The organism is Streptomyces sp. NPDC005423 (genome assembly GCF_040606415.1).
Classification (GTDB): domain Bacteria; phylum Actinomycetota; class Actinomycetes; order Streptomycetales; family Streptomycetaceae; genus Streptomyces.
This window is the reverse complement of record NZ_JBEXET010000079.1, coordinates 1-20,221: the sequence shown is the minus strand read 5'-3', so window position 1 is coordinate 20,221 and position 20,221 is coordinate 1. Positions and strand designations below refer to the sequence as shown.

The following is a 20,221-nucleotide window of genomic DNA, read 5'->3' as shown; positions in this document are numbered from 1 at the left end:
TACATTTCGAACCCGGAAGCTAAGCCTTACAGCGCCGATGGTACTGCAGGGGGGACCCTGTGGGAGAGTAGGACACCGCCGAACAATCATTGCGAGAACCCCCGTGCCATTCGGCACGGGGGTTTTTTGCGTTTACGGGATTCTTTATTCTGCGTGTCCTTGTATCGCTGATTTTCCCTTACAGGCGGCCCGCCGCCTTCAGCGTCAAATAGGCGTCTGCCAGTGCGGGAGCCAGCTCGTCCGGAATCGCGTCCACGATCGTGACACCGTGTCGACGGAGTTTCTCCGCAGTGCGGTCGCGTTCGGTCTGGGCCTGGGCTGCGGCGGCGGCCTCGTAGACCGCCTCGGTGTTTCCCCGTCCTGATGCCATGAGAGCGATGTGCGGGTCTGCCACCGATGCCACCAGCACCGTGTGACGCTGGGTGAGCTGCGGGAGGACGGGCAGCAGGCCCTCCTCCACCGGGGCTGCGTCCAGGCTGGTCAGGAGGACGATGAGGGAGCGGCGGGGCGCCGTACGGAGGGCGGTGGCGGCGAGGCTCCTGGAGTCGGTTTCGACGAGTTGGGGTTCCAGTGGCGCCATGGCGTTGACCAGGGACGGGAGGACGTCGGCTGCCGCGCGGCCCTGTACCAGGGCGCGGACCCGGCGGTCGTAGGCCAGGAGGTCCACGCGGTCGCCGGCGCGGGAGGCCAGAGCGGCCAGGAGCAGGCAGGCGTCCAGGGAGGCGTCGAGGCGGGGGATGTCGCCTACTCGGGCCGCCGAGGTGCGGCCGGTGTCGAGGACGAGAAGGAGGTGGCGGTCGCGTTCGGGGCGCCAGGTGCGTACGGCGACCGTCGAGTGCCGGGCTGTGGCGCGCCAGTCGATGGAGCGGGTGTCGTCGCCGGGGACGTACTCGCGGAGGCTGTCGAACTCCGTGCCCTCGCCGCGGGTCAGGACGCTGGTACGGCCGTCGAGTTCGCGCAGTCGGGCGAGTTTCGACGGGAGGTGCTTTCGGCTGGTGAACGGGGGCAGGACGCGCACGGTCCAGGGCACCGCGTGAGCGCCTTGGCGGGTGAAAAGGCCGAGGGGGCCGTAGGAGCGGATGGTGACGCGGTCCGCTCGGCGGTCGCCGCGGCGGGTGGGGCGGAGTCGGGTGGTGAGGCGGCGGCGTTCGCCGGGCGGCACTGTCAGCTGGTGGCGGGAGGCCGGGATCTCGGTGCCGGGCTGCCAGCTGCTGGGGGGCCAGGCGTCGCGGATGCGGGCGCGGAGGGGGCGACGGGAGGGGTTGGTGACGGTGAGGGTGACGTCGGCGGTTTCGCCCAGGCGTACGGAGGTGTCGCCGGAGCGGGAGAGGCTCAGCCGGCGCACGGGGGCGGCCAGCGCGAAGTCGCAGGCGCAGGCCACGGCGAGGGGGGCGTTGACGGCCAGGATGCCTGTCCAGCTGGGTTCCCAGATGCCGACGGGGAGGGAGCCGAGGGCAGCCAGGAGGGCGGCGCGCCCGGTGAGTGCCATCAGCGGGGGACCGGGACGTGGGCCAGGATCGCGTTGATGACGGCGTCGGCGGTCACGCCCTCCATCTCCGCCTCCGGGCGGAGTTGTACGCGGTGGCGGAGGGTGGGGAGGGCGAGGGCCTTCACGTCGTCCGGTGTCACGTAGTCGCGGCCGGTGAGCCAGGCCCAGGCGCGGGAGGTGGCCAGGAGGGCGGTGGCGCCGCGCGGGGACACGCCGAGGGTCAGGGACGGCGACTCGCGGGTGGCGCGGCAGACGTCGACCACGTAGGCGGTGATTTCGGGGGAGACCGATGTCTTGGCGACCGCCGCGCGGGCGGCTTCAAGGTCGGCGGCGCCGGCGACGGGGCGCAGGCCGGCGGCGCGCAGGTCGCGCGGGTTGAAGCCTTCGGCGTGACGGGTGAGGACGTCGATCTCGTCCTGTCGGGAGGGGAGGGGGACCGTCAGTTTGAGGAGGAACCGGTCCAGTTGGGCCTCGGGGAGGGGGTAGGTGCCCTCGTACTCGACCGGGTTCTGCGTCGCGGCGACCAGGAAGGGGTCGGGGAGCGGGCGGGGGGTGCCGTCGACCGTGACCTGGCGCTCCTCCATCGCTTCCAGCAGGGACGACTGGGTCTTCGGAGGGGTGCGGTTGATCTCGTCCGCGAGGAGGACGTTGGTGAAGACGGGGCCGGGCTGGAAGGAGAACTCGGCGCTGCGCGTGTCGTAGACGAGGGAGCCGGTCACGTCGCTCGGCATGAGGTCCGGGGTGAACTGGATGCGCTTGGTGTCGAGTTCGAGTGCGGAGGCGAGCGCGCGGACGAGCAGCGTTTTGGCCACCCCGGGGACTCCTTCCAGGAGGACGTGTCCGCGGCAGAGGAGGGCGACGACGAGACCGGTCACGGCGGGGTCCTGGCCGACCACGGCTTTGGCGATCTCGGCGCGCAGGGCTTCCAGGGAGGCGCGGGCGGTGCCCGGACCTCCTGTGTACCCGGCGTTGTCAGTGGTCGGGTCCATCATGAGTGGCGTACCTCTCTTGCGAGGGCGTCGAGTTGGTCGGCGAGTGAGATGAGGGCCGTGTCGTCGCGGGGCGGCGGGCCGAAGAGGAGGGAGTGCAGGGACTGTCCCTCGCCGCCGAGGTGGGCGGAGAGCGCGGGGAGCAGGGCTTCGGGCGCGTGCGCCTGAGGGACGGGGACGCCTACGAGAGGGGCGAGGCGGGTGCGAGTGGTGGACCGGAGAGCGGCGGCCGCGCGGTCGCGGGCGTTCGCCTTGCGGTAGAGGCGGGCCCGGCCTTCGGCGGTTTCGGAGGCGCGGATCGACACGGGGAGTTTTTCGGGCACGAGGGGGCCGAGCCGGCGTGCCCGCCAGAGGGCGGCCAGCGCGGCGGCGATGAAGAGTTGCAGCGTGCCCCAGAGCCAGCCCGAGGGGAGCAGGTCGAAGAAGGTGCGGTTGCCGGAGTCGGTGGCCGAGTCGTCTGCCGGCGAGGGGAGGTACCAGACCAGATGAGTGCGGGAGCCGAGGAGTTGAAGGGCCAGCGAGGCGTTGCCGTGCTCGTCCAGACGCTTGTTGTAGAGGATGTCGGGCGCGCCGACGACGACGGTGTCGCCGCCCCCGGAAGCCTCCGGGAGGCGCAGCAGGGTCGGCAGGCCGTCGCTGGGGTAGCACGTGTCGGCGTCGCCGGCGCTGGTCGTGTACCGGATGCCGCCGGTCTCCGCGTCGCCCGCGCGCCGGGCCGCGGGCAACGGGCAGTCGGGGGAGAGCGTCGCGTCGAAGCTGACCCCGGCGTCGGCGGCGACCTGGGGGACGAGTCCCGCCAGGGAGGGCGCGCCGGGGGCGATGAGGACTGTACGGCCCCCGGAGTCGGCGAACGCCGTGTGCAGGGCGGTCTGTTGACGTGGGGTCAGCAGATCGGGGACGGCGACCAGAAGGGTGGTGTCCGGGCCGGTCGCGGCACGTGCCTGGCCGAGGGTGGTGACCACGCGCGTGGAGACGCCCCGGTCGGCGAGGAGTTCGGCGAGGGCGCGGCTGCCGTAGGGGTCGGCGGAGCGTGGGTCGAGGCTGCCGTGGCGGGTGGTGGAGCGGACCGCGGCGATGGCCACGGCCGCCACCAGGAGGAGCACGAGCGCGAGGACGACTCCGCGCGCGCGGGTCCACACCTGGCGGGCGGTGGGGGAGGCCGAGGTCGAGGGAAGCGTGGCCTCGGCGGTCATTCGGCGGCCCCCTGGCCGGTGTGGTGGGCCGTGCTGTGGGCGCTGTTCGTGAGGACCGGCCTGGTGTGTTCCAGGTCGCGGTCGAGTGCGGCTATGCGCTCGTACGACTGCTCGCTCGCCCCGCGTCCGCCGTATGTCACCTCGTCGAAGTGGGTCGCCGCGGCGCGCAGCCGGTCCGTGTGTGCCGGCAGGGCGTGGCCGGCGTCGGCGGCGGCCTCGTCGGCGGTGCGGCCGGGGCGGATGTCGAGCAGGGCGCGCTCCTCCAGGGAGCGGACGATGGCCCGCATGCGGTCCCGCACGGCCGGGTTCCAGTGTCCCTGGGCGGCGTGCGCCTCGGCGGCGGACCGGTGTTCGGCGGCGCTGCGGGGCCCGTCGTCGAAGAGGGCGGCGGTGAAGCCGGGTGTGCGGCGCGGGGTGCCGAGGCGCCACCAGAGGGCGGCTCCCACGACGAGGACGGCGAGGATGACGACGACGAGGCCGAGCGTCCCGCCGGGGGTGGCGGCGGACGCGTTGCCGAACAGTCTGTCGACCCAGTCCCAGAGGGCGTTCAGCGCGCGCTGGACGAGGCCGGGGTCGTTCTCGTGGTACATCCGCTTCGACAGCTCGCGGCGTGCCGCCTCCCGCGCGGCGTCGCGCGGTGTGGTCACCGGCGGCTGGGCGCTCGGACCCGCTGCGGACAGCGCGGACGTGCCGCCCGCGCGCAGCAGGGCTCGTAGGGCCGGGCCGGCGGCGTGCGGCAGCGCCGGTACCGCGGTGAGGACTCCCCCCACTGGGTTCACCGCATCAGCTCCCCGCGGTGGCGGAGGTGCCGTAGTCCTGGACGCCGGCGGCGCGGGCCAGGTCGAGGTCGAGGGCCTCGCGGCGGATGCGCTGATCGATGTAGAGCAGTACGGCTACGCCTGCGGTGACCGGGAAGGTGAGCGTGCGCGCGAGTACCGAGCCGATGCCCGTGACGATGAGGAACGTCCAGCCGAGGGTGCCGGTGCCGTTGACGAGGCCGCTGAGGCCGTCGCCGCTGAGTGCTCCGGCGATGAAGGCGAACGGGATCACGAGCACGGACGCCATGATGTTCGCGATGATCTGCGAGAGCAGCTGGATGCCGAAGATCCGCCACCAGGCGCCGCGCACCAGCTTCACGGAACGGCTCATCGCCTTCACGACGCCCTGTTTCTCCAGCATCAGGATGGGCGTGGAGAGGGAGAAGCGGACCATCAGCCACACCGCGACGACGGTGGCGCCGAGTCCGCCCAGTACGGCGAGGCCGATACCCGCGTCGGTGGATCCCGCGGCGGCCACGAGGATGCCGGGGAGGGTGCCGACGAGGACGATGCCGAGGGCGATGAGCAGCAGCAGGAAGATCAGGCCGAACAGTTTCAGCACCTGGGGACGCGCGTCGCGCCAGGCCTCGCCGGTGGTCACCGGCTTGCCGAGGACTGCGCGGCTGGTGACGGTGGTGAGCAGCGAGGTGGCGATGACCGTGCCGACCAGGGTGATCAGGAAGACGACGCCCGAGACGGCCAGGCTCTCGCCCATGGCACGGCCGATCTCGCTGAGGCTGGCGGTGGGGTCGTTGAGGGCGCTGGTGTCGGCGTTGTCGTTGAGGACCAGGCCTTGGAGCAGGACGGCGATGAGCTGGGTGACGACCGCGATGCCGAGGGAGATGCCCAGGACCGTGCGCCAGTAGGTGCGCATGGTGGAGACGGCGCCGTCGAGGATCTCGCCCACGCCGAGCGGGCGGAGCGGGATCACACCGGGTTTGGCGGCGGGCGGGGGGCCGCCCCAGTTGCCGCCCCAGCCGGTACCGCCGCCGTATCCGCCGTAGCCGCCGGGGGTTCCGTAGCCTCCGTGGCCGCCGGGGCCCGCCGGGCCGCCGGGCGGCGGGGTGCCCCAGCCCGGGCCGGGGGGCGGGGGCGGGGGTGTCCGGCCCTGGCCCGGGGCGCCGGTCGGCGCGGACCACTGGCCGGGCGGCGGCTGTTGCCTGGACCACTTCGAGTCGGGGCCCGACGGGTCCGCGCCCGGCTGGTCCCCGCCCGGCTGGTCCGCGGGTGGCGCGGCCGGCCGGTCGGCGGGCTCGGCGGCACCGGAGGCGCCGGGCTCACGCCCGTCGGACGGGGCGGATCCGGGCGAGGCCCAGCCCGGAGTGTCGTTCATCGTCGCTCCTTCACGGTGCGCGTCCGCGGGTGCGGCGGCAGGTTGGCAGCCATCGTGCCATGGGGTGGTCGCCCGGTGACCGGCCCCCGTATGGGCGGCAGACCTTCAATTGTCCGCCGTATCCGGGGCAGACTGATCGCATGGCTGATCAGCACGCTCAATCCGGCCAGGACGGCCGGCCGACCGAGATTCCCGCGATCCGCTGGGACGAGCCCCCCGAGGGCCCTGTACTGGTGCTTCTCGACCAGACGCGGCTGCCGGCCGAAGAGGTCGAGCTGGTGTGCACGGATGCGTCCGCGCTGGTGGACGCGATCCGTTCGCTGGCGGTGCGGGGGGCACCGCTGCTCGGCATCGCCGGAGCGTACGGCGTCGCGCTCGCCGCCGCGCGCGGCTTCGACGTGGACGACGCGGCGGACGCGCTGGCCGGTGCCCGGCCCACCGCGGTGAACCTCTCCGTAGGCGTGCGCAGGGCCCGGTCCGCGTACCGGGCCGCGCTCGCCGCGGGAGGTGATCCGGCGCGGGGTGCCGCGGCGGCGCTGGCGGCGGCACGGCAGCTGCACCGGGAGGACGCCGAGGCGAGCGCCCGGATGGCGCGGCACGGGCTGGCGCTCCTGGACGAGCTGCTGCCCGGCGGCGGACACCGGATCCTGACGCACTGCAACACCGGAGCACTGGTGTCGGGCGGGGAGGGAACGGCGTTCGCGGTGGCGCTCGCGGCGCACCGGGACGGGCGGCTGCGCAGGCTCTGGGTGGACGAAACGCGTCCTTTGCTGCAAGGTGCTCGCCTGACGGCGTACGAGGCGGCGCGCAGCGGAATGGCGTACACCTTGCTCACGGACAACGCGGCGGGCTCTTTGTTCGCGGCCGGGGAGGTGGACGCGGTGCTCGTCGGAGCGGACCGCATCGCGGCCGACGGATCGGTGGCGAACAAGGTGGGGAGCTATCCGCTCGCCGTGCTCGCCCGCTACCACCACGTGCCGTTCATCGTGGTGGCGCCGGTGACGACGGTGGATCCGGCCACGCCGGACGGGGCGTCCATCGAGGTGGAGCAGCGCCCCGGCTTCGAAGTGACCGAGATCACAGCGCCGCAGGCGCCGATGACAGGAGCGGGAGGCGGGATTCCGGTGGCCCCCTTGGGGACGCAGGCCTACAACCCGGCTTTCGACGTGACGCCGCCCGAGCTGGTGACGGCGATCGTGACCGAGGAGGGCGCCGTGTCGCCCGTGACAGCGGAGGCTCTCGCCGAGCTGTGTGCCAGGTCACGCCAGGTAACGATTAGCTAATGGGATGATGTCGTTTATGAAGGGACGAGTCCTTGTCGTCGACGACGACACCGCACTGGCCGAGATGCTCGGCATTGTGCTGCGTGGTGAAGGTTTTGAGCCGTCTTTCGTAGCCGACGGCGACAAGGCGCTGGCCGCTTTCCGTGAGAGCAAGCCCGACCTGGTGCTCCTGGACCTGATGCTGCCCGGACGGGACGGTATCGAGGTGTGCCGCCTGATCAGGGCGGAGTCCGGGGTGCCGATCGTGATGCTGACGGCGAAGAGCGACACCGTCGATGTCGTCGTGGGCCTGGAGTCGGGCGCTGACGACTACATCGTGAAGCCTTTCAAGCCGAAGGAGCTGGTCGCCCGGATCCGGGCGCGGCTGCGGAGGTCCGAGGAGCCGGCGCCCGAGCAGCTGACCATCGGCGATCTGGTCATCGACGTGGCCGGTCACTCAGTGAAGCGGGAGGGGCAGTCGATAGCCCTGACGCCGCTGGAGTTCGACCTGCTGGTCGCGCTGGCCCGTAAGCCGTGGCAGGTGTTCACGCGGGAGGTGCTCCTGGAGCAGGTGTGGGGTTACCGGCACGCGGCGGACACCCGGCTGGTCAACGTCCACGTCCAGCGTCTGCGGTCCAAGGTCGAGAAGGACCCGGAGCGGCCGGAGATCGTGGTGACCGTCCGCGGTGTCGGTTACAAGGCAGGGCCGAGCTGACATGTCCGGAGACGACAGTGCCGCTCCGATGCCCGGCGATTCAGGGGCCGGCGCGGGGCGGCCTGTCGGCCGGAAGCCGGCAGGCTCCCTCTGGGGGCGCCTGCTGGAGGGCGGCCTGCTGCGGGGCGGGGTCCAGGGCAGTCCGGTCCTGCGCCTGTTCATGCGCTGGGTGCGCCGGCCGCTGCTGCCCGTCATGCGGCTGTGGCGGCGCAACATCCAGCTCAAAGTCGTGGCCACGACCCTGCTGATGTCGCTCGGCGTCGTCCTGCTGCTCGGCTTCGTCGTCATCGGACAGGTGCGCAACGGCCTGCTCGACGCCAAGGTGAAGGCGTCGCAGAGTCAGGCGACAGGCGGTTTCTCGGTCGCCAAGCAGAAGGCCGACGAGGCGGCCAGCGGTACCTCCGACGACGGGTCCGCCCCGGACGGCGGTTCCTCGCAGAACGTCATCCAGTGGATGAGCGACCTCGTGTCGTCGCTCTCCAGCGGCGGCCAGGGCGCCTTCGACGTGGTGACACTCCCCGCGGGCGACGACAGCGGCGGCGGGCGCGGACCGCGCGCCTCCGGCGGCGTGGACCCCACCTCCAGCGTGCCCGAGGACCTGCGCACCCGGATCAACGGCAGCACCGCGGCGGCCCAGAACTACACCCGCATCATCTACGGCGCCGGGAAGGACTCCCAGCCCGCCCTGGTCATCGGCAAGCAGGTCAACGACCCGAACGGCGACCCGTACCAGCTGTACTACCTCTTCCCGCTCTCCCAGGAGGAGAAGTCGCTCAGCCTCGTCAAGGGGACGCTGGCGACGGCCGGGCTCTTCGTCGTCGTACTCCTGGGGGCCATCGCCTGGCTCGTGGTGCGCCAGGTCGTCACGCCGGTCCGGATGGCCGCCGGGATCGCCGAGCGGCTCTCCGCGGGGCGTCTGCAGGAGCGGATGAAGGTCACCGGCGAGGACGACATCGCACGGCTCGGCGAGGCCTTCAACAAGATGGCGCAGAACCTCCAGCTGAAGATCCAGCAGCTGGAGGACCTGTCGCGGATGCAGCGGCGGTTCGTCTCCGACGTGTCGCACGAGCTGCGGACGCCGCTGACGACCGTACGGATGGCCGCCGACGTCATCCATGAGGCGCGGGAGGACTTCGACCCGGTGACCGCCCGGTCGGCGGAGCTGCTCGCCGACCAGCTCGACCGGTTCGAGTCGCTGCTCGCGGACCTGCTGGAAATCAGCCGCTTCGACGCGGGCGCGGCGGCTCTGGAGGCGGAACCGATAGACATCAGGGTGGTCGTACGGCGGGTCGTCAGCGGCGCCGAACCGCTCGCCGACCGCAAGGGCACCCGCATACGGGTCGTCGGCGACCAGCAGCCCGTCGTCGCCGAGGCCGACGCGCGCCGGGTGGAGCGGGTGCTGCGCAACCTCGTCGTCAACGCCGTGGAGCACGGCGACGGCAAGGACGTCATCGTCAAGCTCGCCACCGCGGGCGGTGCGGTCGCCATCGCGGTGCGCGACTACGGGGTGGGGCTCAAGCCCGGGGAGGCGACCCGGGTGTTCAGCCGCTTCTGGCGGGCGGACCCGGCACGCGCGCGTACCACCGGCGGTACCGGACTGGGGCTGTCCATCGCCCTGGAGGACGCGCGACTGCACGGCGGCTGGCTCCAGGCGTGGGGCGAGCCGGGCGGCGGTTCGCAGTTCCGGCTGACGCTGCCGCGCACCGCGGACGAGCCGCTGCGGGGCTCGCCGATACCCCTCGAACCCAAGGACTCGCGCCGCAACCGCGGACTCCACGACGCCGGTCTGCCGAGCGAGGGCGGTGACAAGCGCGCGACGGTACCGGTGCAGCCGACGGGCGACAAGGCACCCCCCATGCCGGCGCGGGCCCCGATCACACCCCGGCCGGCGAACACGACACCCACCGCCGACCCGACCGCGCTCCCCGGCAACGGCGCGCGCGTGGTGCCCCGGCCCACCGGAGGCCCACGGCGCCCGGAGGGGCCGCGTACCCCGGAGACGGCACGGAGTGACACCGCCGCCCGCCCGGAGCCGGTCGCCGAGCCGGACGATCTGACCAAGCAAGGGGAGGCAACGCGTGGCCGCTGAGCGCGGGGGGCGTGCGCGGCGCGAGCCGGTGCGCTCGATGGCCTACGTGGCGTTCGGCGTCGTACTGCTGGCGGGGTGCGCCTCGATGCCCGACAGCGGGGATCTGAGAGGGGTCGAGTCGACACCGCGACAGGACACCCAGGTCAGGGTCTTCGCGATGCCGCCCCCGGAGGACGCCTCGCAGGCGGAGATCGTGCAGGGCTTCCTGGAGGCGCTGACCAGCGACGATCCGCGCTACAAGACGGCGCGCATGTACCTGACCGCGAAGGCGGCGCAGGCGTGGCGGCCGGAGGCGTCCACCACGGTGCTCGCCAACGGGCCCAGTACCGAGCCGGTGCGCTCCGCGGGCGGCCGGGAGGACACCGACAGCTACACGTACACCCTGACGGGCGACCGGGTCGCCCTTGTGGACGACCAGCAGGCGTACGCGCCCGCCGAGGGGACGTACGGCAAGCGGGTGCACCTCACCCGGGACGCGAAGAGCGGGCAGTGGCGCATCGACGAGCTGCCCCAGGGCGTCGTCATGGGCAAGTCGGACTTCCAGCGGAACTACACGTCGGTCAATAAGTACTACTTCGCGTCGAACACCAGGGCGACGACGGGCGCCCAGCCGATCGCGGTCGCGGACCCCGTGTACGTACGCCGGCGAGTGGACGCGATGACGCAGCTGGTGCGGTCGTTGCTGAACGGTCCCACCAGCTGGCTCGGACCCGTGGTCAGGTCGAGCTTCCCCACGGGGACCGCGCTGCGCAAGGGCGTCACCTCGCTGACGCCCGACGATCAGAACAAGCTGACGGTGCCGCTGAACGAGAAGGCCTCGCAGGTCGGGCTGACCAGGTGCAACGAGATGGCGACGCAGATCCTGTTCACGCTCCAGGACGTCACCCCGACGGTGGACGAGGTCGAACTCCAGGCCGCGAACGGCGCGCAGTTGTGCGTGCTCTCGGAGGACCGCGCCGACGCCGTCGCCTCGCACGGTTCCGTCAAGCGCCCCGAGTACCTGTACTTCCTCGACGGCAAGCACCGGCTGGTGCGGATGCCCGGAGGCAGCGGCGGTACGAGCGCGGATCCGGTGCCGGGCGCGCTCGGCACCGGCGACAAGCAACTGCGGTCGGTGGCGGTCTCCCGCGACGAGCAGACCGCGGCCGGGGTCTCGCTCGACGGGAAGTCGCTGTACGTCGGGTCGATGGTGTCGGGCGCCTCCCTCGGTGAGCCCGTGCTGACCAGCCAGGGCAAGACGGAGGGGGACCGGCTGACGGCTCCCAGCTGGGACGCGCAGGGCGACCTCTGGGTGGCAGACCGCGACCCCGCCGCGCCCCGGCTCCTGCTGCTGGCCAAGGGCGCGGGGCAGCCGCTGGAGGTCGAGGCACCGGGCCTGGACGGCCGTATCGACGCGGTGCGGGTGGCCGCCGACGGGGTGCGGATCGCGCTCGTCGTGGAGAAGAACGGCAAGCGGTCCCTGCTCGTCGGGCGGATCCAGCGGAGCGGGGAGAGCGCGGAGCAGGTGGTCTCGGTTCTCGAACTGCGGTCCATTACACCGGAGTTGGAGGAGATCACCGCCATGTCGTGGGCCGGTGACAGCCGGCTCGTCGTAGTGGGACGCGAACAGGGCGGTGTACTGCAGATGCGGTACGTCGAGGTCGACGGCTCCACGCCGGAGGGGCCCGCCCCCGCCGCCCTGACCGGGGTGAAGGAGATCGCCGCGTCCGAGGACGACCGGCTGCCGCTGGTGGCGTACTCGGAGGACGGGATCGTACGGCTGCCCTCCGGTGCGCAGTGGCAGAAGGTGGTCAAGACGGGAACGGCGCCGGTCTACCCAGGCTGACCGGCTGACCTCTCGCCGCGGTGACAGGGCGAAGAGGCGACAAGGCGGAGGGTGAGAGCACTGCCGGCGGCCGTCCGCACCGGGCGAGGTCCCGGTGCCGACGGCCGTTTCACGTGTGTCCCCGGGCCGGTGAGGCGGTCGGCACTCGTATGGGTGAGGGGTCGTGGAGGCTTCCTGGAGTTGTCCACAGGGCGCTGTCCACAGGGGTGGCCGGTCGGCGCGGGCGTTGGCACAGTGGTGGGCATGCGGGCGTGGTGGCAGGACCTCACCGACCTGGTGCTGCCGGCCGAGTGCGGAGGCTGCGGAAGGCCTCGCACGGTGCTCTGCCCGGAGTGCCGTGCCGTCCTCCACGGAGCCGTACCGCGCCGGGTGCGACCAGTGCCGGAGCCGCCGGGGCTGCCGGTGGTGCACGCGGCGGCACCGTACGCCGACGAGGTGCGGGCGACGCTCCTCGCTCACAAGGAGAGGGGGGCGCTGACCCTCGCGGGGCCGCTCGGCGTGGCCCTGGCGGGAGCTGTGCGGGCAGGACTTCAGGAAGGGCCGCAGGGGGCGCCTGGGCAGGTCTGTGGGGGCGTACAGGAGGAGCGCGGGGGTGTACGACGGGGATGCCCTGACGCGTGGCCAGAGAGGGGCGGGACGCGGACGGGGGGTGCGGGTGTACGGCCGGGAAGGGACAGCGCGCGGCCCGGAGGGCAGGGCACGAGGTCAGGAGGGAGTGGTACGGGAGCCGGAAGGAACGGCACGGGGCTCGGAAGGAGCGGCACCGGGTCCGGGGAGAACGGCACAGGGTCCGGGATCGCTCACGAGGGGCCCGGGGGCGGCGGCAGACGTCTCGGGACCACAGGCGCACCGCTGCTGCTCGTCCCCGTACCCTCCGCGCCGGGGGTCGTGCGGGCGCGGGGGCATGACCCGGCGCGGCGGATCGCGTTCGCGGCGGCGGGGGAGTTGCGGCGGACGGGGACTCCGGCCCGGGTGGTGGCCGTGCTGCGACAGGGGCGGGCCGTGGCCGATCAGTCGCGCCTCGGTTCGCGGGAGCGGCTGGACAATCTCGCCGGTGCCCTGCAAGTGCTCCCGGGCGGCGCTCAGTTGCTCGCCGCCGGTGTGGTGGTGCTCGTCGACGACCTGATGACGACGGGGGCCTCACTGACGGAGGCGGCCCGGGCCGTGCGGGAGGCGGTGGCGGGGGAAGGGCGCGGCTCCGGCGGAACGAAAACGGCAGGTTATGCCGGCACTACTCGGGAAGGCGGTAGGCAACAGACCGGTGAATCGACGAGGAGGCGGACGGGGATGGCACGGAGTGCCCCGGAAATGGCCCGCGCGGAGACCGCGGTGGAGTTGATCCGCGCAGCGGTGGTCGCGGCCTCGCCGGACTCGTTCGAGATGAACCGGAACTGACTGCGAACTCAAGTCGTTGCAGGTGATCAGAGGGCTATTTCGACTGATCGGAGGTACGCGGCAGTAGAGGGTGACGACATCCGCCCGGGCGAGATATGTTCGGTTGTGAGGGAAAGGCGCAGGCCGTACCTCTCCTATCCGAATGCCGTGCCGCGAGTTTTTCGCCATCACTCGCGGCGGTGGGTGGAGATCTTCCCCGTTGGGGAGGAGGAGGTGGACGTCACCGAGTCCGAGGTTCCGGGACTGCCCGGGACCGGGTGCAAAAGGGAAATGCTCCGCCGCTGACGCGGAGCGATCCGGGAACGGAGTTCTGCGTGGACATCGTCGTCAAGGGCCGCAAGACCGAGGTGCCGGAGCGGTTCCGGAAGCACGTGGCCGAGAAGCTGAAGCTGGAGAAGATCCAGAAGCTCGATGGCAAGGTGATCAGCCTAGACGTCGAGGTGTCCAAGGAGCCCAACCCCCGGCAGGCCGACCGCTGTGACCGAGTGGAGATCACGCTCCGCTCCCGCGGTCCGGTGATCCGGGCGGAGGCGGCGGCCAGCGACCCGTACGCGGCGCTCGACCTCGCGGCGGAGAAGCTGGACGCCCGGCTGCGTAAGGAGCACGACAAGCGTCACACGCGCCGTGGCGCGCGCCGGCTGACGGCCGCCGAGGTCGCCGACGTCGTCCCCGACGCGGCCACGCTGAACGCCGACGGCCAGGCCGTCCCGGCGGAGGAGCCGGACGGTGTGCCCGTCAAGAAGATCGGTCCGCTGGAAGTGAAGGGCGAAGGCCCGCTCGTGGTCCGCGAGAAGACCCACGTGGCCTCCCCGATGAGCCTCGACCAGGCTCTCTACGAGATGGAGCTGGTCGGGCACGACTTCTATCTGTTCGTCGACTCCGAGACCAAGGAACCCAGCGTCGTCTACCGGCGGCACGCGTACGACTACGGCGTGATCCACCTCAACACCGACCCGATGGTCACCGGGGTGCAGTCCCCCTCGGCCGGCGACACACTGGGCGGCTGATCCGCCCGGCCGACACCCGGCCGGTGCCCTCGGGAGCGTGCGCGCGTCCCCCGGGCACCGGCCTCCGGTCACTTCGCACCCCGCTCCGACCTCGCTCTCGCCCGCTCTGTCACCGCGTTGCCGTCCGGGCATGGAATCATGGCCGCACAGGCCCAACCGGTGGGCCGCTGCCTTGGGTTGGCGCTGGCACAGGACCACGGGCCACAGCCTTCAGGGGGAGGAACGATGGCGGACAGCTTCGGACCGCTGCGTGACGAGCATGCCGACGACGGCACTGTCGGCACGGGGCCGGACGCGGGCTCTGCTCGCAAGGAACCGATCAGAGTCCTCGTGGTGGACGACCACGCCCTCTTCCGCCGTGGTCTGGAGATCGTGCTCGCGGCCGAGGAGGACATCCAGGTCGTCGGCGAGGCGGGGGACGGCGCGGAGGCCGTCGACAAGGCCGCCGACCTGCTGCCGGACATCATCCTGATGGATGTGCGGATGCCGAAGCGCGGCGGGATCGAGGCGTGCACCTCCATCAAGGAGGTGGCGCCCAGCGCGAAGATCATCATGCTGACGATCAGCGACGAGGAGGCGGACCTCTACGACGCGATCAAGGCGGGGGCGACCGGATACCTCCTCAAGGAGATCTCCACGGACGAGGTCGCCACCGCCATTCGCGCGGTCGCCGACGGACAGTCGCAGATCAGCCCGTCCATGGCGTCGAAGCTGCTCACCGAGTTCAAGTCGATGATCCAGCGCACGGACGAGCGTCGGCTGGTGCCCGCGCCGCGGCTCACCGACCGTGAACTGGAAGTGCTCAAGCTCGTTGCCACCGGGATGAACAACCGCGATATCGCGAAGGAGTTGTTCATCTCGGAGAACACCGTGAAGAACCACGTGCGCAACATCCTGGAGAAGTTGCAGCTGCACTCCAGGATGGAGGCGGTCGTCTACGCGATGCGGGAGAAGATCCTGGAGATCCGCTGAAGCCGCGGGGCTGCCGGGGGAACTGACGGCACGTCGGGCGGGTTCAGGCGAGAAGGCGGGCGAGTTCCCCGGTGAGGGGGGCGCGCAGTGCGGGAGCGTCGACCCGCTCCACGCGTATGTCCGTGCACTCCACCCAGCGCGCCGCCTCCACCAGGGCCTCGGCCACCGCCGGGACCGCCCTGGCGCCGTCCAGGGTGACCTGTTTGGCCACCAGGGTGCGGCCCTCGCGGGCCGGGTCCACGCGGCCGACCAGCCTGCCCCCGGCCAGGACCGGCATCGCGAAATAGCCGTACACCCGCTTCGGCTTGGGGACGTAGGCCTCCAGGCGGTGGGTGAAGCCGAAGATGCGCTCCGTGCGGGCCCGGTCCCAGACCAGCGAGTCGAACGGGGAGAGCAGCGTCGTACGGTGCCGGCCCCGCGCCGGGGTCTCCAGGGCCGCCGGGTCGGCCCAGGCGGGCTTGGACCAGCCCTCGACCGTCACCGGAACCAGGCCCGAGTCGGCGATCACCGCGTCGACCTGCTCGCCCTTGAGGCGGTGGTAGTCGGCGATGTCCGCGCGCGTGCCGACGCCCAGGGACCCGCCCGCCAGACGGACGAGACGGCGCAGGCACTCGGTGTCGTCCAGCTCGTCGTGGAGCAGCGGTCCGGGGATGGCGCGCTCGGCGAGGTCGTAGACCCGCTTCCAGCCGCGCCGGGTCACGCACACCACCTCGCCGTACATCAGGGCCCGTTCGACGGCGACCTTGGCGCCGGACCAGTCCCACCACTCGCTGGTGCGTTTGGCGCCGCCCAGCTCCGTGGCCGTCAGGGGGCCCTCCGCGCGGAGCTGCTTGAGGACCTGGTCGTAGGTGCCGTCCGGGAGTTCGTGGTTCCAGTGCGGGCGGCCGCGGTAGGCGCGGCGGCGGAACGCGAAGTGCGGCCACTCCTCGACGGGCAGGATGCAGGCGGCGTGCGACCAGTACTCGAAGGCGTGCGGCCGGGCCGGGGAGGCGTCGGCGGACGGCGTCCAGTAGGCGTCCTCGACCGGTCTGCGGCCGACGGCGCCGAGACGGGCGTAGGGGACGAGTTCGTGGGAGCGGGCGAGGACCGAGATCGTGTCGAGCTGGACCGCGCCGAGATGGCGCAGGACACCGCGGACGCCGCCGCGGCGGTCGGGGGCGCCGAGGAAGCCCTGGGCCCGCAGGGCGATTCGGCGGGCCTCGTCCGACGAGAGGTCGGTGGTGGGACGCGGGGTCGTCATGGCTCCGCACGATAGAGGGTGCCACTGACAACGCGGAGCGGGCCCCGGTCCCCCCGCGTCACGGCCGGCCCGGCAGATACGGCGCCGCCGACGGAAGCCCCAGGTCGGACGGGAGGAGCGAGCCGACCCAGCAGTCCCGCCGTACGCCCTTGTTGTTGATCGCGGAGCGCAGGGTGCCCTCGATGGTGAAGCCGGCGCGTTCGGCGACCGCGCGGGAGCCCGTGTTCCCGACCTCCGCGCGCCACTCCACGCGGTCGATCGAGAGCTGCGTGAAGGCCCATCTGGAGGCGGCGACGGTGGCTTCGGTGACGTAGCCGTTGCCGCGGTGCTCCTTCGTGACCCAGAAGCCGATCTCGCCGACGCCCAGCGAACGCATCGTGATGCCGAGCATCCCCGCCAGCGCCGCCCCTTCGGTAAGGAAGAGACCGAACGTGAACATGGAGGCGTTCGCCCAGCCCTCCGGGGCCAGCTGTTCGGTGAAGCTGCGGGCGTGCTCGGGGAGGTAGGGCGAGGGGATCGTGGTCCAACGCTGGATCTCGGCGTCCTGGGCGGCGGCGTGGACCGCGTCGGTGTCCTGGGGGCCGACCGTGCGCAGCAGCAGGCGGGCGGTGGTGAGCGTCACGGGTTCCATCGGCCGATTCTGCTCGGGGCCTGGCGGGGACGCCATCACTTCGCGGTGAGTGAGCGCGTGATCACGTTTCGCGCATTTCCTCGGAGTGGCGCGGCACCATCGGAGACTCCGGGCCGTTGTCCTCTTTGCAGCAGATTGAAGGAGCGGGCGATCGGCGTCGCCGCCGGGCCTCCCGGCGTGCCGGGGTCCTCGCATACGATGTCCGTTGCTCAGTTACGACAGTGGAAACCGACCGTCCCAGGCCCGACCGGCAAGGAGACCAACCCCCGTGTCCGTCCTCTCGAAGATCATGCGTGCAGGCGAAGGCAAGATCCTGCGCAAGCTGCACCGCATCGCGGACCAGGTCAACTCCATCGAAGAGGACTTCGTCGACCTCTCCGACGCCGAGCTGCGGGCCCTCACCGATGAGTACAAGCAGCGCTACGCCGACGGTGAAAGCCTGGACGACCTGTTGCCCGAAGCGTTCGCCACCGTGCGCGAGGCCGCCAAGCGCGTCCTCGGCCAGCGCCATTACGACGTACAGATGATGGGCGGCGCCGCACTGCACCTCGGCTATGTCGCCGAGATGAAGACCGGTGAGGGCAAGACCCTGGTCGGCACCCTGCCCGCGTATCTGAACGCCCTCTCCGGAGACGGCGTCCACCTGATCACGGTCAACGACTACCTGGCCGAGCGCGACTCCGAGATGATGGGCCGCGTCCACAAGTTCCTGGGTCTCGAAGTCGGCTGCATCCTCGCCAACATGACACCGGCCCAGCGCCGCGAGCAGTACGCGTGCGACATCACGTACGGCACGAACAACGAGTTCGGCTTCGACTACCTGCGCGACAACATGGCGTGGTCGCAGGACGAACTGGTGCAGCGCGGCCACAACTTCGCGATCGTCGACGAGGTCGACTCCATCCTCATCGACGAGGCCCGTACGCCGCTGATCATCTCCGGCCCGGCCGACCAGGCGACCAAGTGGTACGGCGACTTCGCCAAGCTGGTCACCCGCCTGAAGAAGGGCGAGGCGGGCAACCCCCTCAAGGGCCTGGAGGAGACCGGCGACTATGACGTCGACGAGAAGAAGCGCACGGTCGCCATCCACGAGGGCGGCGTCTCCAAGGTCGAGGACTGGCTGGGCATCGACAACCTCTACGAGTCGGTGAACACCCCCTTGGTGGGCTACCTGAACAACGCCATCAAGGCGAAGGAGCTCTTCAAGAAGGACAAGGACTACGTCGTCATCGACGGCGAGGTCATGATCGTCGACGAGCACACCGGCCGTATCCTCGCCGGCCGCCGCTACAACGAGGGCATGCACCAGGCGATCGAGGCGAAGGAAGGGGTGGACATCAAGGACGAGAACCAGACGCTCGCCACGATCACCCTGCAGAACTTCTTCCGCCTCTACGGCAAGCTCTCCGGCATGACCGGTACGGCGATGACCGAGGCCGCCGAGTTCCACCAGATCTACAAGCTCGGCGTCGTCCCGATCCCGACCAACAGGCCGATGGTCCGCAAGGACCAGTCCGACCTGATCTACCGCACCGAGGTCGCCAAGTTCGACGCCGTGGTCGACGACATCGCCGAGAAGCACGAGAAGGGCCAGCCGATCCTCGTCGGCACCACCTCGGTCGAGAAGTCGGAGTACCTCTCGCAGCAGCTCGCCAAGCGCGGCATCCAGCACGAGGTGCTGAACGCGAAGCAGCACGACCGTGAGGCGCCGATCATCGCCCAGGCCGGCCGCAAGGGCGCCGTGACGGTCGCCACCAACATGGCCGGCCGCGGTACGGACATCAAGCTCGGCGGCAACCCCGACGACCTCGCCGAGGCGGAGCTGCGCCAGCTCGGGCTCGACCCCGAGGAGCACATCGAGGAGTGGGCGCAGGCCCTGCCCGCCGCGCTGGAGAAGGCCGAGCTGGCCGTCAAGACGGAGTTCGAGGAGGTCAAGGACCTCGGCGGTCTCTACGTCCTCGGTACCGAGCGGCACGAGTCACGGCGTATCGACAACCAGCTGCGCGGCCGTTCCGGCCGTCAGGGCGACCCGGGTGAGTCCCGCTTCTACCTGTCGCTCGGCGACGACCTGATGAGGCTCTTCAAGGCCCAGATGGTCGAGCGCGTGATGTCGATGGCGAACGTCCCGGACGACGTCCCGATCGAGAACAAGATGGTCACGCGCGCGATCGCGTCCGCCCAGTCGCAGGTCGAGCAGCAGAACTTCGAGACCCGCAAGAACGTCCTCAAGTACGACGAGGTCCTCAACCGCCAGCGCGAGGTCATCTACGGCGAGCGCCGCCGCGTCCTGGAGGGCGAGGACCTCCAGGAGCAGGTCGTGCACTTCATGGACGACACGATCGACGCGTACATCGGTGCGGAGACCGCCGAGGGCTTCCCGGAGGACTGGGACCTCGACCGGCTGTGGGGTGCCTTCAAGCAGCTCTACCCGGTGAAGGTCACCGTCGAGGAGCTGGAGGAGGCGGCCGGCGACCGGGCCGGTCTGACGGCCGAGTTCATCTCCGAGTCCATCAAGGACGACATCCACGAGCAGTACGAGGGGCGCGAGACGCAGCTCGGCTCCGAGATCATGCGCGAGCTGGAGCGCCGGGTCGTGCTGTCGGTCCTGGACCGCAAGTGGCGTGAGCACCTCTACGAGATGGACTACCTCCAGGAGGGCATCGGCCTGCGGGCGATGGCGCAGAAGGACCCGCTGGTCGAGTACCAGCGCGAGGGCTTCGACATGTTCACCGCCATGATGGACGGCATCAAGGAGGAGTCCGTCGGCTACCTGTTCAACCTGGAGGTCCAGGTCGAGCAGCAGGTCGAGGAGGTCGAGGTCGAGGACGACAGGCCCTCGCTCGACAAGGAGGACACGACGGTGCCCGCGCAGGCGGGTGCCCGTCCCGAGATCCGCGCCAAGGGGCTCGACGCGCCGCAGCGGCCGGACCGGCTGCACTTCTCCGCGCCGACCGTGGACGGCGAGGGCGGCATCGTCGAGGGCGACTTCACCAGCGACGACGAGCCGGTGCGCTCCGAGGCCGACGGCCTCACGCGCGCGGAGCGCCGCAAGCAGGGGCGTGGCGGGCGCCGCCGCAAGAAGTGACGGGCGCCGCGCGGGCGGGGCGGCTCGGGTGAGACGCCGCCGCCTCCGTTGAACTGTCGCCGCCTCCGTTGAACTGTCGCCGCCTCCGATGAGCTGCGGGCGGCTCCGCTGGCGGGCCGGCTCGGCCGGGCCGAGACCTGGCGCATCAGGTCCTCCCGGCTGGTGGCCCGGCCCGGGT

At 71.4% G+C, this 20,221-nt stretch carries 15 protein-coding genes and 1 rRNA gene; 9 read left to right on the top strand and 7 right to left on the bottom strand.

Annotated elements, in window-relative coordinates:
* Positions 1-84: ribosomal RNA gene (gene rrf / locus ABZT12_RS38225) — 5S ribosomal RNA — on the top strand; the annotation flags it as partial.
* A gap of 94 nt (positions 85-178) precedes the next feature.
* On the opposite strand, the gene ABZT12_RS38220 is transcribed toward rrf, so the two are convergent.
* The 5 genes from ABZT12_RS38220 to ABZT12_RS38200 are packed head-to-tail and all read right to left on the bottom strand — an operon-like array spanning position 179 to position 5,822.
* Complete coding sequence (locus ABZT12_RS38220; protein WP_356394148.1) at positions 179-1,489, bottom strand: DUF58 domain-containing protein; 1,311 nt, start codon at positions 1,487-1,489, stop codon at positions 179-181.
* Positions 1,489-2,478: a MoxR family ATPase gene (locus ABZT12_RS38215; protein WP_356394145.1), complete on the bottom strand. Its 990-nt coding sequence runs from the start codon at positions 2,476-2,478 to the stop codon at positions 1,489-1,491. The genes ABZT12_RS38220 and ABZT12_RS38215 overlap by 1 nt, the downstream gene beginning before the upstream one ends.
* Complete coding sequence (locus ABZT12_RS38210; RefSeq protein WP_356394142.1) at positions 2,478-3,671, bottom strand: DUF4350 domain-containing protein; 1,194 nt, start codon at positions 3,669-3,671, stop codon at positions 2,478-2,480. Before ABZT12_RS38210 ends, ABZT12_RS38215 begins: the two co-directional genes overlap by 1 nt.
* Positions 3,668-4,450, bottom strand: a complete 783-nt coding sequence (locus ABZT12_RS38205) for a DUF4129 domain-containing protein (RefSeq protein WP_356394139.1) — start codon at positions 4,448-4,450, stop codon at positions 3,668-3,670. The genes ABZT12_RS38210 and ABZT12_RS38205 overlap by 4 nt, the downstream gene beginning before the upstream one ends.
* Before the next feature lie 4 nt (positions 4,451-4,454).
* Entirely contained in the window at positions 4,455-5,822 is a 1,368-nt protein-coding gene (locus ABZT12_RS38200) for a hypothetical protein (protein ID WP_356394136.1), read from the bottom strand.
* Between the two features lie 140 nt (positions 5,823-5,962).
* On the opposite strand from ABZT12_RS38200, the gene mtnA reads away from it, so the two are divergent.
* The 7 genes from mtnA (at position 5,963) to ABZT12_RS38165 (ending at position 15,087) form a co-directional block, all read left to right on the top strand.
* Positions 5,963-7,105 (top strand): S-methyl-5-thioribose-1-phosphate isomerase, encoded by a 1,143-nt coding sequence (mtnA, locus tag ABZT12_RS38195; protein ID WP_356394133.1) that lies wholly within the window; start codon positions 5,963-5,965, stop codon positions 7,103-7,105.
* Positions 7,106-7,109: 4 nt separating this feature from the next.
* Positions 7,110-7,799, top strand: a complete 690-nt coding sequence (gene mtrA, locus ABZT12_RS38190; RefSeq protein WP_199210776.1) for a two-component system response regulator MtrA — start codon at positions 7,110-7,112, stop codon at positions 7,797-7,799.
* Between the two features lies 1 nt (position 7,800).
* Positions 7,801-9,888 (top strand): MtrAB system histidine kinase MtrB, encoded by a 2,088-nt coding sequence (mtrB, locus tag ABZT12_RS38185; protein WP_356394130.1) that lies wholly within the window; start codon positions 7,801-7,803, stop codon positions 9,886-9,888.
* Positions 9,878-11,713, top strand: a complete 1,836-nt coding sequence (locus tag ABZT12_RS38180) for an LpqB family beta-propeller domain-containing protein (protein ID WP_356394127.1) — start codon at positions 9,878-9,880, stop codon at positions 11,711-11,713. Before mtrB ends, ABZT12_RS38180 begins: the two co-directional genes overlap by 11 nt.
* Before the next feature lie 243 nt (positions 11,714-11,956).
* Positions 11,957-13,108: a ComF family protein gene (locus ABZT12_RS38175; RefSeq protein ID WP_356394124.1), complete on the top strand. Its 1,152-nt coding sequence runs from the start codon at positions 11,957-11,959 to the stop codon at positions 13,106-13,108.
* Positions 13,109-13,422: 314 nt separating this feature from the next.
* Positions 13,423-14,115, top strand: coding sequence for a ribosome-associated translation inhibitor RaiA (gene raiA / locus ABZT12_RS38170; protein WP_356394121.1), 693 nt, complete (start codon positions 13,423-13,425; stop codon positions 14,113-14,115).
* 225 nt (positions 14,116-14,340) lie between these two features.
* Entirely contained in the window at positions 14,341-15,087 is a 747-nt protein-coding gene (locus tag ABZT12_RS38165) for a response regulator transcription factor (RefSeq protein WP_356394118.1), read from the top strand.
* A 43-nt stretch (positions 15,088-15,130) separates the two neighbouring features.
* On the opposite strand, the gene ABZT12_RS38160 is transcribed toward ABZT12_RS38165, so the two are convergent.
* Together ABZT12_RS38160 and ABZT12_RS38155 are read right to left on the bottom strand one after the other, a co-directional pair.
* Entirely contained in the window at positions 15,131-16,327 is a 1,197-nt protein-coding gene (locus tag ABZT12_RS38160; protein WP_356394115.1) for a crosslink repair DNA glycosylase YcaQ family protein, read from the bottom strand.
* A 58-nt stretch (positions 16,328-16,385) separates the two neighbouring features.
* Positions 16,386-16,958: a GNAT family N-acetyltransferase gene (locus ABZT12_RS38155; protein ID WP_356394113.1), complete on the bottom strand. Its 573-nt coding sequence runs from the start codon at positions 16,956-16,958 to the stop codon at positions 16,386-16,388.
* 268 nt (positions 16,959-17,226) lie between these two features.
* On the opposite strand from ABZT12_RS38155, the gene secA reads away from it, so the two are divergent.
* Positions 17,227-20,043, top strand: a complete 2,817-nt coding sequence (secA, locus tag ABZT12_RS38150; RefSeq protein WP_356394110.1) for a preprotein translocase subunit SecA — start codon at positions 17,227-17,229, stop codon at positions 20,041-20,043.
* Positions 20,044-20,221 lie beyond the last annotated feature (178 nt).